This window comes from Pseudomonas sp. M5 (assembly GCF_016907075.1).
Lineage (GTDB): Bacteria > Pseudomonadota > Gammaproteobacteria > Pseudomonadales > Pseudomonadaceae > Aquipseudomonas > Aquipseudomonas putida_E.
In genome coordinates this window covers 746,843-761,866 of sequence record NZ_JAFBBH010000001.1, presented here as the reverse complement: position 1 = coordinate 761,866, position 15,024 = coordinate 746,843, and the positions used below count along the sequence as shown (strand labels likewise).

At 64.7% G+C, this 15,024-nt stretch carries 15 protein-coding genes; 5 read left to right on the top strand and 10 right to left on the bottom strand.

What is annotated here, in order from left to right; translation table 11 throughout:
- Nucleotides 1–22 precede the first annotated feature (22 nt).
- Nucleotides 23–934 (bottom strand): LysR family transcriptional regulator, encoded by a 912-nt coding sequence (locus JOE27_RS03565; protein WP_204917896.1) that lies wholly within the window; start codon nt 932–934, stop codon nt 23–25.
- A 196-nt stretch (nt 935–1,130) separates the two neighbouring features.
- On the opposite strand from JOE27_RS03565, the gene JOE27_RS03560 reads away from it, so the two are divergent.
- Both JOE27_RS03560 and JOE27_RS03555 read left to right on the top strand, forming a co-directional pair.
- Nucleotides 1,131–1,982 carry a LysR family transcriptional regulator gene (locus JOE27_RS03560; protein ID WP_039601455.1) on the top strand — a complete coding sequence of 284 codons (852 nt, stop codon included), beginning with the start codon at nt 1,131–1,133 and terminating at the stop codon, nt 1,980–1,982.
- Nucleotides 1,983–2,079: 97 nt separating this feature from the next.
- Nucleotides 2,080–3,075, top strand: a complete 996-nt coding sequence (locus JOE27_RS03555; protein WP_012314410.1) for an aldo/keto reductase — start codon at nt 2,080–2,082, stop codon at nt 3,073–3,075.
- Between the two features lie 69 nt (nt 3,076–3,144).
- On the opposite strand, the gene JOE27_RS03550 is transcribed toward JOE27_RS03555, so the two are convergent.
- From JOE27_RS03550 to JOE27_RS03520, 7 genes are all read right to left on the bottom strand, one after another.
- Nucleotides 3,145–4,203: a lipocalin-like domain-containing protein gene (locus JOE27_RS03550; protein WP_204917894.1), complete on the bottom strand. Its 1,059-nt coding sequence runs from the start codon at nt 4,201–4,203 to the stop codon at nt 3,145–3,147.
- Nucleotides 4,193–6,652 carry an ABC transporter permease gene (locus JOE27_RS03545; protein ID WP_204917892.1) on the bottom strand — a complete coding sequence of 820 codons (2,460 nt, stop codon included), beginning with the start codon at nt 6,650–6,652 and terminating at the stop codon, nt 4,193–4,195. The genes JOE27_RS03550 and JOE27_RS03545 overlap by 11 nt, the downstream gene beginning before the upstream one ends.
- Nucleotides 6,652–7,308, bottom strand: coding sequence for an ABC transporter ATP-binding protein (locus tag JOE27_RS03540; RefSeq protein ID WP_115274960.1), 657 nt, complete (start codon nt 7,306–7,308; stop codon nt 6,652–6,654). The genes JOE27_RS03545 and JOE27_RS03540 overlap by 1 nt, the downstream gene beginning before the upstream one ends.
- Nucleotides 7,309–7,490: 182 nt before the next feature.
- Nucleotides 7,491–8,264 carry a helix-turn-helix domain-containing protein gene (locus JOE27_RS03535; protein ID WP_115274961.1) on the bottom strand — a complete coding sequence of 258 codons (774 nt, stop codon included), beginning with the start codon at nt 8,262–8,264 and terminating at the stop codon, nt 7,491–7,493.
- Nucleotides 8,265–8,333: 69 nt separating this feature from the next.
- Nucleotides 8,334–9,791: an amidase gene (locus JOE27_RS03530; RefSeq protein ID WP_204917889.1), complete on the bottom strand. Its 1,458-nt coding sequence runs from the start codon at nt 9,789–9,791 to the stop codon at nt 8,334–8,336.
- The gene (locus tag JOE27_RS03525) at nt 9,788–11,098 is read right to left on the bottom strand and encodes a citrate-proton symporter (RefSeq protein ID WP_204917887.1); all 1,311 of its coding nucleotides are present in this window, start codon (nt 11,096–11,098) and stop codon (nt 9,788–9,790) included. Before JOE27_RS03525 ends, JOE27_RS03530 begins: the two co-directional genes overlap by 4 nt.
- A gap of 60 nt (nt 11,099–11,158) precedes the next feature.
- Nucleotides 11,159–12,328 carry a M20 aminoacylase family protein gene (locus JOE27_RS03520; protein ID WP_115274964.1) on the bottom strand — a complete coding sequence of 390 codons (1,170 nt, stop codon included), beginning with the start codon at nt 12,326–12,328 and terminating at the stop codon, nt 11,159–11,161.
- Nucleotides 12,329–12,809: 481 nt separating this feature from the next.
- Between JOE27_RS03520 and JOE27_RS03515 the strand changes: the two genes are divergently transcribed.
- Together JOE27_RS03515 and JOE27_RS03510 are read left to right on the top strand one after the other, a co-directional pair.
- Nucleotides 12,810–13,052: a hypothetical protein gene (locus JOE27_RS03515; RefSeq protein WP_115274965.1), complete on the top strand. Its 243-nt coding sequence runs from the start codon at nt 12,810–12,812 to the stop codon at nt 13,050–13,052.
- Nucleotides 13,053–13,216: 164 nt separating this feature from the next.
- The gene (locus JOE27_RS03510; RefSeq protein WP_204917885.1) at nt 13,217–13,486 is read left to right on the top strand and encodes a DUF3077 domain-containing protein; all 270 of its coding nucleotides are present in this window, start codon (nt 13,217–13,219) and stop codon (nt 13,484–13,486) included.
- Nucleotides 13,487–13,712: 226 nt separating this feature from the next.
- Here JOE27_RS03510 and JOE27_RS03505 read toward each other — a convergent pair whose 3' ends face one another.
- Nucleotides 13,713–14,063 carry a hypothetical protein gene (locus JOE27_RS03505; protein ID WP_204917883.1) on the bottom strand — a complete coding sequence of 117 codons (351 nt, stop codon included), beginning with the start codon at nt 14,061–14,063 and terminating at the stop codon, nt 13,713–13,715.
- A gap of 75 nt (nt 14,064–14,138) precedes the next feature.
- Nucleotides 14,139–14,543 carry a hypothetical protein gene (locus JOE27_RS24970; RefSeq protein ID WP_237858347.1) on the bottom strand — a complete coding sequence of 135 codons (405 nt, stop codon included), beginning with the start codon at nt 14,541–14,543 and terminating at the stop codon, nt 14,139–14,141.
- On the opposite strand from JOE27_RS24970, the gene JOE27_RS03500 reads away from it, so the two are divergent.
- Nucleotides 14,508–14,591 (top strand): DUF2345 domain-containing protein, encoded by an 84-nt coding sequence (locus tag JOE27_RS03500; protein ID WP_237858969.1) that lies wholly within the window; start codon nt 14,508–14,510, stop codon nt 14,589–14,591. The two genes, JOE27_RS24970 and JOE27_RS03500, sit on opposite strands and share 36 nt — an antisense overlap.
- Nucleotides 14,592–15,024: the final 433 nt, after the last annotated feature.

The window sequence follows — 15,024 nt, the reverse complement described above, 5'->3', positions numbered from 1 at the left end:
CCATCGTCAGCCGCGATGGATATCAGGGCATAACCTGCCAGGCCGGCGCGCGCAGCAGCAAGTGGTCCAGCAGGCGCCGCGCCGACAGCGACAGCGCGTGCCGGTCACGCATGCAGATGACGAACTCACCCAACGCCCAGTCATCGGTCAGCGGGATCACCCGCAAGTCGAACAGTGGCGCATAACGCGCCACCGCCTCCTGCGGGAACACCGCCAGGCCCAGGCCGAACTGCAGCAGCCGGTAGGCCGCATCGAACGACGACACGTACGAGCGAAAACGCAGTTCCTTGCCAACTGCCTCGGCGCTCTTGCACATGAAACTGTTCAACGTGGCGAACGCCGACAGCCCGAGGTGCTCGTAGCCAAGCGTTTCAGCAAAGGCAATGCTGCTGCGCGCTGCCAGCGGGTGGCTGGCACCGACCACCACCGCCAGGTGGTCTTGCCGATAAGGCACGAACTCAAGGCCGCCGACTGCGGTGGACTTCCTGCAGATACCCAGGTCGGCATTGCCCTCCGCCACGCCACGGACCACATCGGGGCTGAAGCGCTCTTCGATATCGGCCTGGATCAACGGGTTTTCCAGCATGAAGGCCGACAGTTCCTCGGGCAGAAACTCCATGATCGACGAGACATTGGCCAGCACCCGCACATGCCCCCGTGCGCCCTCGGCGTATTCGCTCAGCTCACTGTCGAGGCGCTCCATGGCCCGGGTCAGGCCGCGGGCATGGCGCAACAGGGCAAGCCCTGCCGGGGTGGGTTCGACCCCGCGCTTGCTGCGCTTGAACAGCGTGGTGCCAAAGCGCGCTTCGATGTCCGAGATACGTTTGCTGACAGCCGAAGGCGCCATGAACGCCCGCTCACCGGCGCGGGCGATGGTGCCCTCTTCGCAGACCACGATGAACAGGTGCAAGGACAGGTGGTCGAGGGGCTGCATGGCGGTATCCGGGTAAGGAGAGGCAGCCATCCTAGCATCAGTTATTTGTGTTGCCCCATCGCCGGCAAGCCGGCCCTGGCAGCGATGGCGGTGCTTTTGAAATTGACGCGAAACGTGTGTGCCGGCGTTGGGGCCGGTTCAGGTCGTGGGAATCGCCAGGAGGCTTTATCATGGCCCTCCACCACAGAGGCCCGCTATGTTCGATTGGGAAGACCTGCGCCATTTCTGCGCCTTCATCAGCACCGGCTCCCTGTCGGCCGCAGCCAAGCAGCTGGGCGTCGACCACGCCACCGTGGCGCGGCGCATCGCCGCGCTGGAAGCTGCGCTCAACCTCAAGCTGGTCGACCGCCGCCCCAGGGCTTACGTGCTGACCGAGCAAGGCCGCCGGGTGGGCGAGTACGCCGAGCAGATGACCCAGGCCTCCTTCGCCCTGGAACACTTCGCCAGCGCAGGCCAGCAGCAGGTTGAAGGCCAGGTGGTACTGGCCGCCCCGCCCGCCTTGCTCGGCAGCCTCATTGCGCGGCGCCTGGCCACCCTGTGCAACCGCTACCCGCAGTTGCACCTGAAACTGGTCGGCAGCAAGTCGCGCGCCTCGCTGGCACGCCGCGAGGCGGATATCAGCGTGGCCCTGGCCAGGCCCAGCGAGCCCACCCTGGTGGCCAGCCTGCTGGGTTACCTGGATTACCGCCTGTACGCCGCCCCCGGCTACCTGCGCAGCACCAGCACGCCGCGCTATATCGGCTACGACCAGTCCCAGGCCAAGTCGGCGCAGCAACAGTGGCTGCTCGCCCAGACCCACCACCAGCCCTTTGTAGTGCAAAGCAACGATTTGCGCATCCAGGCCCAGGCCGCTGCCGGCGGCATCGGCATTGCCTGCCTGCCGGCATTCATGGCCCAGGAGCATGGCCTGCAGGCCATCGGGGAGGAAACACAGACCATGAGCATCGAACTATGGCTGGCCGTGCATGAAGACGTGCGCAACACCCCGCGCATCAAGGCCGTCACCGATTTTTTGCAGCAACAGGTCAAGCCACTGCTGCGCTTGTGAATTTCTGCAGAGCTCGCCTGCACCGATACGGGATTTCCGCACGCCCACAGCCCCGCTAAGCTTCCCCCCATCGCAAACGACTACCGAGGAGAAGCAGATGCAGTACGTCAAGTTGGGCAACACCGGCCTGGATGTTTCGAAACTGTGCCTGGGCTGCATGACCTTCGGCGAGCCGGGCGCCGGTACCCACCCCTGGACCCTCGGCGAAGCCGACAGCCGCCCGATCATCCGCCACGCCGTGGAGCAAGGCATCAACTTCTTCGACACCGCCAACAGCTACTCGGCCGGCACCTCGGAGCTGATCCTGGGCAAGCTGCTGAAGGCGTTCACCCGCCGCGAAGAAACCGTGATCGCCACCAAGGTGTTCTTCCCGGCCAACATGTGGGAAGGCAGCACCCGGCCCAACGAGCAGGGCCTGTCACGCAAGGCGATCATGGCCAACATCGACGCCAGCCTCACCCGCCTTGGGACCGACTATGTCGACCTCTACCAGATCCACCGCTGGGACTACCACACCCCGATCGAGGAGACCATGGAGGCGCTGCACGATGTGGTCAAAGCCGGCAAGGCGCGCTACATCGGCGCATCCTCGATGTATGCCTGGCAGTTCGCCAAAGCCCAGCAGGTGGCGGCCAGCAACGGCTGGAGCCGCTTCGTGTCGATGCAGAACTACCTCAACCTGATCTACCGCGAGGAAGAGCGCGAAATGATCCCGCTGTGCCTGGACCAGGGCGTGGGCCTGATGCCCTGGAGCCCGATGGCCCGCGGCCGGCTGACCCGCCCGCATGGCCAGCAGACTGAACGTACCCGTACCGACATTTCCGGCCGGTCGTTCTATGAAAAAACCGAAGTGGAAGACGGCCGGGTGATCGATGTGGTCGAACAGATAGCCCGCGAGCGTGGCGTGCCCATGGCCCAGGTGGCGCTGGCCTGGGTACTGGGCAAGCAAGGGGTTTCGGCGCCGATCGTGGGCGCGTCGAAGGTGGCGCAGCTCGATGATGCGATTGGCGCGTTGCAGTTCGAGCTCAGCGCCGAAGAAGTGGAGCGCCTGCAAGCGCCCTACGTGCCGCATGCAGTGACGGGCTTCAAGTAGGCCTGCCCGGGCCTCACCAGCGGCAAACCGATGCCCGCACAGGTACTGCACCCAGGCAGGTGCAGTACCTCAATAGCCCGTCATTTCCAGATACCCACGCCCCTGCTCACCCACTCGCACCGGGCCCTCCCAGTAAGGGAAGCGTGTGCCCATCCAGGCCTTGGGCTCCAGCGCATCCACCTCTACATCCACCTGCACCGCTGGCACCTTGACCCGCCAACGGGTGGGCACCTTTTTGCCATTGTTCTGCCGCGTCCAGGCCAGCGGTGTCAGCTCGATCTGCCCGCCCTGCAGCGCACGCGCCTGCCCTTGGGCATCGACCCAGGTGCCCGCGCGGTAAGGCGGCCCCTGATCCTCGCGCACCTGGAACAGCATCAGCTTGGCGCCCGTGCCCAGGTGCAGCGAAAACCAGTCCCAGCCACTTTGCCCGGCGGCCAGCGGCTGGCTGCTCCATTCCCGGTCAAGCCAGGCCTGCCCTGTGACGGCGACCCGCTGCCCCTCTCGCTCGACCTCGCCACTGACCCTATAGAACGGCTGGCTGTAGTAGTACGACGCCTGGCCCTTGCCGGATTTTTCGCTGTAACCCTGAACACCGTGCAGCAGCAGCGGCTGATCGCTGGTGAGGGCCAGGTCATAGCCAAACCCTTGGCCCCTGGCCCGCATCTGCAGGCGGTCGACACCGGGTTTGCCCTGCAACGACCAGTCGTTGATCCACGCCCGGAACGGTTGTGCCTCGACGCCCGCCTGGCCAACCCCACCGCGCGCGAGCGTTTCACTGACCTGGTGGCCGCCCGGGCCGGTCAGCGCGGCGTGGCCCATCCACAGGTTGGGGCTGTTCCAGTTCCAGGTCTCAGGCCCAGGCCGCAAGGCGGAGCGGAACAACGTCCATTGCACACCCCAGTCCCGGCCCTGGGCATCGCGCAGGTTGGCGGTGACGTACCACCATTCGATACGAAAGCCCCCATGCGCGCCATGGTCCCGTGGGAATACCAGCGCATGCCCCGGTATCACCTGCCTGAACGCCGCCGCATCGTCGCCCAGGCCCGCATAACTCTTGGGTTCTGGTGCAGGCGGGTCGCACCCTGCCAGCAGCAGGCAGGCCATCAATAGCAAGGTTTCAGCTTTCATCGGCAAATTGCCTCAACAGCGCGCCTGGCTGGCTGCGTGCCAGTTGCCACAACGGCCAGGCACTGACCAGCAGGCTGGTCAACAGGCCCAGCACGGCCAGCTGCACCAGTTGCCCGGTAAATACATGCCAAGGCAGACGCCAGCCGAACGCTTGCACATTCACCACCGCCACCAGGCACCAGGCCAGCAGCAGGCCCAAGGGGATCGCCAGCAGCACGGTGAAGCAGCTGAGCATCAGCGTTTGCCCCAGGCTCAGCCAGGCCAGCCAGCGCCGTGGTACACCCAAGGCCCACAACGGCGCCAACTGCCCCAGGCGGCGCTGGCTCAAGGTCAGCTGGCTGATGAACAACGCCACGCCGGCAACCCCCAGGGTCAGACTGTTCAATGCCGCCGTGACCGCGAAGGTGCGGCTGAACACCTCGCTGGACCAGGCTTTGAGGCGGGCCTGCTCCACCACCTGATTGTCATCCAGGGCATAGCGCCGTTGCAGTTCATCCTTCAGCGCAGCCACCCGTTCAGGCCGCACCAGCAGGCTGAAACCCGCGAGGCTGGCCGCTGGTGCATGGCTACGCAACCAGCCGGCGTTTACCAGCACATGGCCCTTGGGGTTGCCATAGTCGGCATAAACGCCCACCACGGTCATGGCCTGGGGCGGCTCGCCAGGCAACTGAAGCGTCTGCCCTACAGCCAGGCCAAGGCGCCGGGCAAGTTGCTCGCTGAGCATTGCACCACGGCCGGCGGCCAGCGCCTGCCAGGCGCCCGGAGCCTGCTGCAGCAGTGGCCAGTGCTGGCGGTAGAACGGGTGATCATCCACCCCCTGTACCTGCACCGGCCACTGCTGCAGGCGCCAGTCCACCCGCCAGCTGGGCAGCACCGCGCTGTCGGTACGGTCTGCCAGCAAGCGCGCGTAGATCTGCTGCGCCTGCGCGCTGTCGCGGGGCGTGACGTACACATCGGCGGCCAGGCGCTGGTCCAGCCAGCCGATGAAGGTGCGGCGAAAGCCTTCGGTCATGCCGCCAACCCCGACACTGGCGGCCAAGGCCAGCAACAGCGCCATCAACGCCAGGCTCAAGGCCGGCAGTTGCTGGCGGCTGTCGGCAACGAACCACTGCGCCAGCGGGCGCTGGCACACCCGCGCCAGGCCGCCGAGCAAGAGCGCCAGCAACCCCGGCAACACCAGCGCCGCCGCCAGCAGCAAAGCCGCCAGCATGCCGAATGCACTGGGCAGCCCATTGCCCAGGTAGCCGCAGCCCGCCGCCACCATCAGCAGCACGCCGCCGGCGACACCCTGGCGCCGCAACCACGGCACTTGCGCCAGGCGCCAGGCTTGCGGCTGCGCCAAGGCCAGCAATGGCAGGCGCGCGGCACGCAGCAGGCTGTCGAGCCCCGCCAGCAACGCGCCCAACAGGCTGACGGCAATGCCTGCCAGCCACCAGGTGGCCGGCAAGTGCAACTCCCCCGCCACCTGGGCGCCATAAAGCCCGCGCAGGCTGGAGGCGAAATCAGGCAGCATCAGTGCGGCCAGCAGGTAACCTGCAGCCACGCCTGCCACGCCGCCCAGCACGGCAAACAACCCCAGCTCCAGGGCAAGGGCTGCCAGCAGCACCTGCAAGCTCACGCCGCAAGCGCGCAAGGTGCGGATCAACCCGCGCCGCTGTTCCAGCGCCAGGCCAATGGCCGCATGGGCAATGAACAGCCCCACCACGAAGGCCAGCAGGCCGAGGGCGGTGAGGTTCAGGTGAAAGCTGGCGGTCAGCCGCTGCAGGTCGGCATCATCCCCGGGCGGCTGCAGCTTCAGCCTCGCCGCAATGTCGCTCGGCAGTGGCTGGTCACTGTCGCTGAGCAGCCACGACAATTGCCCGGGGGCATTGAGCAAGGCCTGCGCCTGGCCGATGTCGACCACCACCACACCCGGTGCCAGCTGCGCATGCAGGGTAAGCGGCGGCAATACTTGCCCGTCCACCGTGGTCAGCTGCTCGCCGGGTTGGCGCCCCAGCTGGCGCAGCGTGTCCGGGCCCACCCACGCTTGCCCCGGCGTACCCACGAACGCCTGCAGGTCAAAATCCTGCACATCGGCACCGGCAACGGCCATGCCCGGCAACAGGCCAAGCGGCTCGATCCCGACCAGGCGCAGCGCAACCTGCGGCGCTGCAGCCAGCCGCAAGCGCCCTTCCAGCACCGGCGTCACTGGCCAGCCCAGCCTGCGCAATTGCACATACAGCGCCTGGTCGAAGCGCTGCCCCGAGCGTGCCACCAGTTGCGGGCGGGCAGGCCCGGCGAGCACCGCACTGGCTTGTGCGTAGTCGTTGCGCGCCTGGGTGTTGAGCGCCTGAACGCCGGTCCACAGGGCCGTGGCCAGCCACAAACCGGTGAAGATGCTGATGCACTGCAGCCGGTGACGCCACCAATGGCTGCACAGGGCCTGCACGGTGATCCGCGAGCTGTTCATCACCCCTGCACCCGGCCCATCTGCAGCACGCAGCGGCGCTGCAGCATGGCGGCCAGGCGCTGGCTGTGGGTCACCATCAGCACGCTGCTACCCGCCTCGTGCACCAGCTGCAGCAGCAGCGCCAACACCTCGTCGCTGCTGGCCTCGTCAAGGCTGCCGGTGGGTTCGTCGGCCAGCAGCAGCAAGGGCCTGCTGGCCAGCGCGCGGCCGATGGCAACGCGCTGCTGCTGCCCGCCAGACAGTTGCTCCGGGTAGCGTTGCAGCAACGGGACCAGCCCCAACCGGGTGGCCAGGTGCGTCACCCAGACCGGGTCATGGCGACCCGCCAGGCGCGCCTGGAAGGCCAGGTTGGCTGCCACGTCCAGGCTGCTGATGAGGTTGTACTGCTGGAACACCAGGCCGATGCCCTCGCGCCGCCAACGTGCCAAGGCAGCTTCGCCGCGGTTGTCCAGGGGTTGGCCATCGATCAGGATGCGCCCGCTGTCGGCGCGGTCCAGCCCCGCCAGCAGGTGCAGCAAGGTGCTCTTGCCGCTGCCGGATTCGCCCATCAGGGCCAGGCTGCTGCCGCGTGCCAGCGTCAGGTCCACCCCGCGCAGTACCTCCAGCGGGCCTTGGGCAGTGGCGAACGACTTGCACAGGTTTTCGACGACCAACATTTGGCGGGCCTTATTTGCCGGGTCAGACTGTAGGCATAGCTGCAAACGCCGCTTTGGGGCAAATGGCTTGTGCTGTTTTCACTGGCCTCATCGCCGGCAAGCCGGCTCCTACAGACCGCTATCGAGTGCAGTGGGCTCCCGGTGGGAGCCGGCTTGCCGGCGATGAGGCCGGTACAGCCGCCTCAGTTCACCAATGCGTGCTGCACCTGCCCCACCGTCGCCGCCAAGCTGTTCAGGTGCAAGCTCAGCACCCGCTCCACCGGTGCCTGGTCCAGCGGCCAGTGCAGCGCAATGCTGCCCGCCAGCCGCCCCTCCACCCGCACCGGTAAGGCAATCGCCCGGATCAGGAAAGGCAAGCGCACGGGGTATTCCCAAAACCCTTCGGTGCGCTGGCCAAAGCCTTTGTGCCCATCGGCCTCGATATCGCGCAACAGTGCTTCATCGCCCACCCGCTCATGCGTCGCCAGGCGCTGCACCTCAGCCGGCGCCAGCTCCTTCAGGCACGCCCGGCCCATGGCCGAGTGAAACAAGCTGGCATGCTGCCCGACGAGCTGGCAGTTGTGCGGGTAGCGCTTGCGCAGCACCTGCGGAATGGCGCTTTCCATCACCTCCAGCCGCTCGCCGTCGAAAGAAGAAAGGTCCGCCACCAACCCGGTGCGCTCGCAAAGCTCCAGCAGCAGCGGCGCCGCGCGTTCCACCAGTTGGCGCTTCAAGCGCAGCTGGCGGTCGCCAAACAGGCGCCGGGCACACAAGCGGTAACGGCGGTCGCTCAGGCCACGGTAAACCCAACCCTGTTCCTGCAAGGTGGCAAGCATGCGCGATACCGTGGCCTTGGGCAGTGCCGTCAGGTAGTGCAGCTCTTCGAGCCCCAGCGCCTGGTGCTCGCCAAGCAGTTCGACGATCGCCAGTGCCCGCTCCACCGAGCGCACGCCACCGCTGTCTGCGGTAATACCCATGGGTTCGACCTCCCTGTCTGTGCGTGGATGGTCATCATGCCCAGCAAGATACGGGCCTGCCCAGGGCTTTCAGCGCGCCTGCAAACACCCAGGCGGCCGCCGCGCTACCCAGCGCGTCAGTTGTTCATGGGCATAGGCCAGTTGCAGCACGGCGTGATCGGCCTGGGCCGGGCCTATGATCTGCAGGCCCATCGGCAGGCCGGCGGCGTTGAAACCCACCGGCACGCTCATGCTCGGCAGGCCGGCCAAGGTCGGGCCAATCACCACCTCCATCCAGCGGTGGTAGGTGTCCATGGCCTGCCCGCCAACCACCTTCGGCCACGGCTCGGCTGCGTCGAAAGGGAACACCTGGGCAGCCGGCAACAGCAAATAATCGTAACGCTCGAACAATTTACCCAGCGCCTGGTACCACGCGCTGCGGTCCAGCGAGGCCTGGTAAACGTCCGCTGCGGTCAGGCGCAGGCCGCCCTCCACCTCCCACTGCGCCTCAGGCTTGAGCATTGCGCGTTTGCCCGGGTCGGCATACGCCGCGCCCAGGTTGCCGTGCACCAGGAAGTGGCGATGGGTGAGCCAGCATTGCCATAAACGCCCCAGGTCGAACCCCGGCTGGCACGCCTCGACCTCGCAGCCCAGCTCGGCGAAGTCTGCCAGCGCCGCCTGGCACAGGCCCATCACCCCCTCGTCCATCGGCAGGTAGCCGTCAAAGTTGCCCAGCCAGCCAACCCGTACACCCTTGAAATCGCGCTGCAACCCGGCGGCAAAGTCACGTGGGCCGTCACTGAGCGACAGGGGCGCGCGCGGGTCGTGCCCGGCCTGCACCGACAGCAACCGCGCCACGTCCGTCACCGTGCGCCCCATCGGCCCCTCGGTGGCCAGCTGCTGCACGAACAGCTCCGGCGTTGGCCCGTATGGCACCCGCCCTTGCGAGGGGCGCAGGCCGAACACGTTGTTGAACGCTGCCGGGTTACGCAGCGAGCCCATCATGTCGCTGCCATCGGCCACCGGCAGCAGGCGCATGGCCAACGCCGCTGCGGCGCCGCCACTGCTGCCGCCTGCCACACGGCTGTGGTCGTAGGCATTGGTGGTGGTGCCGAACAGCGTGTTGTAGCTCTGCGAGCCCAAGCCGAATTCCGGCACATTGCTTTTGCCGACAATGATCGCCCCGTTGGCCCGCACCCGCGCCACGCTGATGGCGTCATGCGCCGGCACCTGCTCGGCAAACAGCGGCGAGCCCAGCGTCGTGCGCAGCCCCGCCGTGGCCGCCAGGTCTTTGACTGCCTGCGGCATGCCATGCATCCAGCCACGCGACTGGCCGGCGGCCAGCTCGCGGTCGCGCACCTCAGCCTCGGCCAGCAGCACCGCGCCCTCGCGCAGCGACACCAGCGCATTGACCTGCGGGTTGAAGCGCTCGATATGGCCCAGGTAGGCCTGCATCACTTCACGGCACGACAACTGGCGCACGTGGATCGCCTCGGACAGCGCCTGGGCATCGAGGGCGACGATCGGGTCGATGGCTAACGGGTTCACGGTTTAACTCCAAGGTTGAAAGCGACAGCCTTGCCATCGCGGGGTGCTTCTTTTAGGCAATAGGTGCTCAGCAGCGTCAACAGGCAGGCGAACAGCACATAGAACGACGGCGCCACCGGGGTGCCGAGCACCTTGCTCAGCCAAGTCACAATCAACGGGGCAAAGCCGCCGAACACCATCACCGCCACGTTATAGGCCACCGACACGCCGGTGGAACGCACCTCGATCGGGAACTGCTCGGCCAGGGCGGTTGGCGCCGGGCCGAAGAAGCCGCCAATGGCGGTACACAGCAGCAGTTGCATCACCAGCAGGCGCTCGATCGACGGCGCTGCGGCCACCCACACGTACAGCGGGTACACCATTACGAAAAATGCCAGGGTAAAGGCCATCAGCACCGGCCGCCGGCCAAGCCGGTCCGACAGCGCTCCGGCCAGGGGGATGACCACGGTCATCAGGCCCACGGCCAGCATCTGCACCAGCAGCACCTGGTCCAGTGGCAGGCCAAGGTTTTTGTGGGCGAAGGTGGGCATGTTCACCAGCACTACGTAAAACGACACCGTCGCACCACAGGCCAAGCCCATCGAGACCAAAAGGCTGCGCCGATGCTCCCGCAGCACCTGCCACAGGCTGGGCGCCTGGCCCTTGGCCTGCTTGCGCGCCTCCAGAAATTCCTCGGGTTCTTCCATGTGTTTGCGAATCCACAGCCCCACCGGGCCGATCAGCAATCCGATCACGAACGGAATCCGCCAGCCCCAGCTGTCCAGCGCCTCAGGCGTGCACAGGTGGGTCACCAGCGCGACCATCCCCGCCCCGCTGAACACCGCCAGGCACTGCCCCACCAGCTGCCACGAGCCATACAGCCCCTTGCGGTGGGCCGGTGCGCTTTCCACCAGAAACGCCGTGGCACTGGCGTACTCACCGCCCGTGGCAAAGCCCTGCAGCATGCGCGCCACCACGATCAACAGCGGCGCGCCCATGCCAATGGCCAGGTAGCTGGGGGCAAAGGCGATCATGGCGATGGACACCGTCATCAGGCGGATGATCAGTTGCATCGCCGCCTTGCGCCCCTTGCGATCGGAATAGATGCCCAGCAGCACGCCGCCCACCGGCCGCATGAAAAAGCCCACGCCGAAGGTGGCCAAGGCCATCAGCAGCGAGGCGTACTCGTCGTCGGAGGGGAAGAACTGGCGGGCGATGATGCTGGCCAGAAAGCCGTACACGATAAAGTCATACCACTCCAGGGCATTACCGATGACCGCCGCGACCACTTGCCGGGTACGCGACGCGCCTGTGTGTGAAGTCTGCATGCGGAACACTCCATCAATCTGTTGGCCAGAAACGGCGGCGGGCTGCAGCTTGAAGCTTCCCTAGTTGAGCCAGCGCTCGGTCAGGGCGCCCCAGTAGGCGGCGCCGGTCAGCAGGATGTCGTCGTTGAAGTCGTAGGCAGGGTTGTGCACCATCGGCCGCTGCACGCCGTTGCCGATGAACAGGTAGGCCCCGGGGCAGCGCTGTAGCATCCAGGCGAAGTCTTCGCTGCCCATCAGCTTGCGGGTGTTGCCGTCCACCGCCTCGGCGCCGAGCAGCTCGACGCCGACCTGGTGGGCAAAGGCGTTTTCGTCGGCGTGGTTGACCAGCACCGGGTACGCCGGGCGGTGTTCGATGCTGGCGGTGCAGCCGTAACTTTGGGCCTGGCTGAGGATGATCGCCTGCACCCGCTCCAGGGTCTGCGCGCGCACCTCGGCGTTCAGCGCACGCAAGCTCAAACGCAGCAACGCCTGCTGCGGGATCACGTTGGCCGCCTCGCCTGCCTGCAGTGCGCCCACCGTTACCACGGCCGCCTCCTGCGCATCGATATTGCGCGCCACCACGGTTTGCAGGGCCATCACCACACTGGCTGCGGCCACCAACGGGTCGACCGTCAGGTGGGGCATGGAGCCATGCCCGCCGACGCCTTCGATGGTCACGGTGAGCAGGTCCTGCGAAGCCATCATCGGCCCTTCTCGAAAGCCCAGGTGCCCCGCCGGCAACCCCGGCATGTTGTGCATGCCGAACAGGGCGTCACACGGGAAGCGCTCCAGCAGCCCATCGGCCAGCATCGCCTCGGCGCCGCCCTGGCCTTCCTCGGCCGGCTGGAAGATCAGCGTCAGCGTGCCATCGAACTGGCGCGTGGCCGCCAAGTAGCGTGCCGCGCCCAGCAGCATGGTGGTGTGCCCGTCGTGGCCGCAGGCGTGCATGCAGCCCTGGTGGCGGCTGGTGTATTCAGCGCCGGTGGCTTCTACGATGGGCAGCGCGTCCATGTCGGCACGCAGGCCCAGTTTGCGTGGGCTGCTGCCATTGCGCAGCACGCCGACCACACCGGTTTTGCCGATGCCGGTGTGCACTTCGTAGCCCCAGTCTTTGAGCAGTTGCGCGACCAGGGCCGCGGTGCGGCTTTCTTCGAAACCGAGTTCGGGGTGGGCGTGGATATCGTGGCGGATGGCGTGCAGGTCGCTAGCCACGTCGTTCAGCCAGGCCAGGATGTGCTGGTGTTGCTGCATGTGGAATCTCCTCGCGCGGGTGGGTCCCGTTCTTGTTGTTCGCTTTGAGATCACGACGGTTTAGGCAGGTCGTGGTTGCGGACAGATAAGCGCGAGTGGGGCGGGAGCACAATTGAATGTAGTTTCACGTGGTGGAACATCACATGGGCGGGGATGTTTTCCTACAGAAACCGGCTGAAAAAATCAGATTAATTCCCTTTCTTGTAGTCCGTTTCCCAAAGATACTGCCGACGCCTGTTTTTCGTTGCACGCGCTAAACGTGGGCCATAGTCTCGGCCGGTCGCTGCCAATCGGCGATACGGTTTTGACAGACCGTGAGTCACTGAGAGCATGTGCAATGCCTGTTATGGCAGCTGTACGTGGGGCACCTCTGTGTGCGCCGGGATTCTCAGTGCCCTCGGTCTGTCAACCCACGAACAGCTGCCACCCTTTCCGTTTGACAGCGGATTAGCGGCAGCCCTACAGGCACTGAGAGGGTTTTATGCTGAAGATAGTCCCCGATCCACCCCACACTTCCCACTCCCTGGAAGACACACTCATGATGGCTGCGGACTACGCACTTTGCGCAGAAGCCGTTGCCCAGCAGGCGATGATGATGCAACCCAAATCGCCCTCCTCCTTGTTGATCATGACCTCCATGCACGAGCTCGAAACCTTGCGCAAATTGCTTGAGGTGGCCTTGGCGCAAGTGCAAATGCCGACAGAGCCGAGAACGCTGCACTAAGTCGCATCATGTCAGGCCTGGCCTGGCTCTTTCAAAGGCTAACCACTCGCACGGCGCCGCCCCTGAGGTTGTAGACGACCCTTAGGCGCTCGGTGAACCCGTGTGGGCCCGGCTTGCCGGCGAAAGGGCCAGCCCAGGCACCCGCATTTTCAGGGAGCCGACCAATGCCAAAAGACGACACAAACGAATACACCACACCCGGCAAAACCATGTTCTACCAGGCAGAGGGCCAAACCCAATCCCTGTTCTGCATCGCCCCGGGCATCCCCTGCCAAGACGCCCGGGAGCAAGCCTCGGAGCTGATGGGGTGTGTGCGCGACCTGACCATCACCGGGTTGATGGAAGAAAACCCGCAACTGATCTGGGCGTCCTATTACCTGAGCGCGTTGGCCAAGGCGCTGCTGGATGATGCCGAGTTGGGGATGCAGCGGTAGGTCAGCAAGCGGCGGGCTCGCCCATCGAGGACAACTTGGCTCCGTACGAAAAGTTGTGTATCGCTGCCACCGTTGGAGCTGGCTTGTCAGCGCCTTCAGGAGTTTTCATACAAAGCCAAGTGATGGGCCAGTTCGATAAGGCGATGGGGTGATCATGGGCTCTCAAATGGCCCGATTATGGCACCAAAGGAGTACAATCCAACGTGATCTTACGTGGGGAACTTATCTACCAAACGTGATTATACAGCGCGTACCCACACGCTAGTACAGAAGCGATCAGAATGAACCCAGAAATCCTGCGCCCTTCATAAATATGGCTCCAAGGCACTACATGTACCAGCCGCTCAGGCGGCACGCTTTTCAGAAAACGGTAGCGAATGATGAAGTACGTGATGCTGATCAGGGGATAAATGAATACGGCTATCCCTGCGGCATCCAGGCCGCCAAAAAGCGCCAGGAACGCCGGGGTAAACAGGTAGGCACACTTCACCCAAAAGTCCAGTTCTACAAGGTGGTCATGGACTTCACCGCCGGGGTGCTGCGCTTTTTTCGTACGTTTGCTCGTCCTTGCAGGCATTTGAAATCTCCTTTTCCACTTATTGCGGCTTGGCACGCACCGATAGCCTTGCCTGGGATAAGCCCAGTTATGCTGCTACTTCGGGATCCTGGTGACACGATACGTCTGTTTAAATGCGAACTCCCTCAAGGCAGAGATAGCAGCCTCATCATCAGGATCCTGATAATTCAATCCTTGCACCGCATTAAATGCATCAATCCAACATTTATCAAAGGGTGGCTGATCTCGCTTCCCGAGAATAACCTCCCAACTCTCGACACCCGCGACAACTGATTCAAAATAACCATTGCTTTGAATCATATGCCTAAGCGCAATCAGGCCTTCCATATAACCAACTCCGTTTAGCAACACGCTTTTGACATTAAAACTCAAAACGATAACAAAATCCGGGGCAAGACCCCGGGTTACCAGAAGCCGCTGCTGGTCGCCTCCTCCCCGGCCGACATCGCCACCGCCACCCCGCAGGACACCCACCTGCACAGCGGCAAGGACCTGACCGTGAGCACCGGTGAGGACGTTTGGAGCTGAATGCAGTGGACGGTGGTCCTGGGTATCGCAGCGACCCGCAAGCCCTTCAGTTCTGGGACACCGTGACGAGCAGCCTCAAACGCCTGTAGCAATCACCCTTCCACGAACAGCAGCCCGATCGTGCACAGCATTTGACCCCCCAAGGTCCAACAGAGCCATCTGGGGCGGCGCCCAAAAAGCCATACCACGGCGTTCAGTACCAAGGTGATCACGTTGGTGAGCCAAAGGAACGTCAAAGCCCACATGATGGAGGAGCTGCCAATGAACATGGGGGCGTCGTGGCCGCCTGAGTCGAGCGCCACATACAGTGAGAACAGCACGCCCACAACGGCGATACTGATGGATGTGAAACCGATGCGGCGAGCCAACCGAGAGTGCAATAGCGTTATGCGCGGGGGGCTGCCTCTTAAAAAGGTACAGTCTACCCAGAAGC

Bases quoted from the DNA above. Each gene is read 5' to 3' on its own strand.
- JOE27_RS03540 (WP_115274960.1), bottom strand. From the start codon at position 7,308: ATGTTGGTCGTCGAAAACCTGTGCAAGTCGTTCGCCACTGCCCAAGGC.
- JOE27_RS03565 (WP_204917896.1), bottom strand. From the start codon at position 934: ATGCAGCCCCTCGACCACCTGTCCTTGCACCTGTTCATCGTGGTCTGC.
- JOE27_RS03505 (WP_204917883.1), bottom strand. From the start codon at position 14,063: ATGCCTGCAAGGACGAGCAAACGTACGAAAAAAGCGCAGCACCCCGGC.
- JOE27_RS03560 (WP_039601455.1), top strand. From the start codon at position 1,131: ATGTTCGATTGGGAAGACCTGCGCCATTTCTGCGCCTTCATCAGCACC.
- JOE27_RS03545 (WP_204917892.1), bottom strand. From the start codon at position 6,652: ATGAACAGCTCGCGGATCACCGTGCAGGCCCTGTGCAGCCATTGGTGG.
- JOE27_RS03555 (WP_012314410.1), top strand. From the start codon at position 2,080: ATGCAGTACGTCAAGTTGGGCAACACCGGCCTGGATGTTTCGAAACTG.
- JOE27_RS03510 (WP_204917885.1), top strand. From the start codon at position 13,217: ATGCCAAAAGACGACACAAACGAATACACCACACCCGGCAAAACCATG.
- JOE27_RS03525 (WP_204917887.1), bottom strand. From the start codon at position 11,098: ATGCAGACTTCACACACAGGCGCGTCGCGTACCCGGCAAGTGGTCGCG.
- JOE27_RS03535 (WP_115274961.1), bottom strand. From the start codon at position 8,264: ATGGGTATTACCGCAGACAGCGGTGGCGTGCGCTCGGTGGAGCGGGCA.
- JOE27_RS03550 (WP_204917894.1), bottom strand. From the start codon at position 4,203: ATGAAAGCTGAAACCTTGCTATTGATGGCCTGCCTGCTGCTGGCAGGG.
- JOE27_RS03520 (WP_115274964.1), bottom strand. From the start codon at position 12,328: ATGCAGCAACACCAGCACATCCTGGCCTGGCTGAACGACGTGGCTAGC.
- JOE27_RS03515 (WP_115274965.1), top strand. From the start codon at position 12,810: ATGCTGAAGATAGTCCCCGATCCACCCCACACTTCCCACTCCCTGGAA.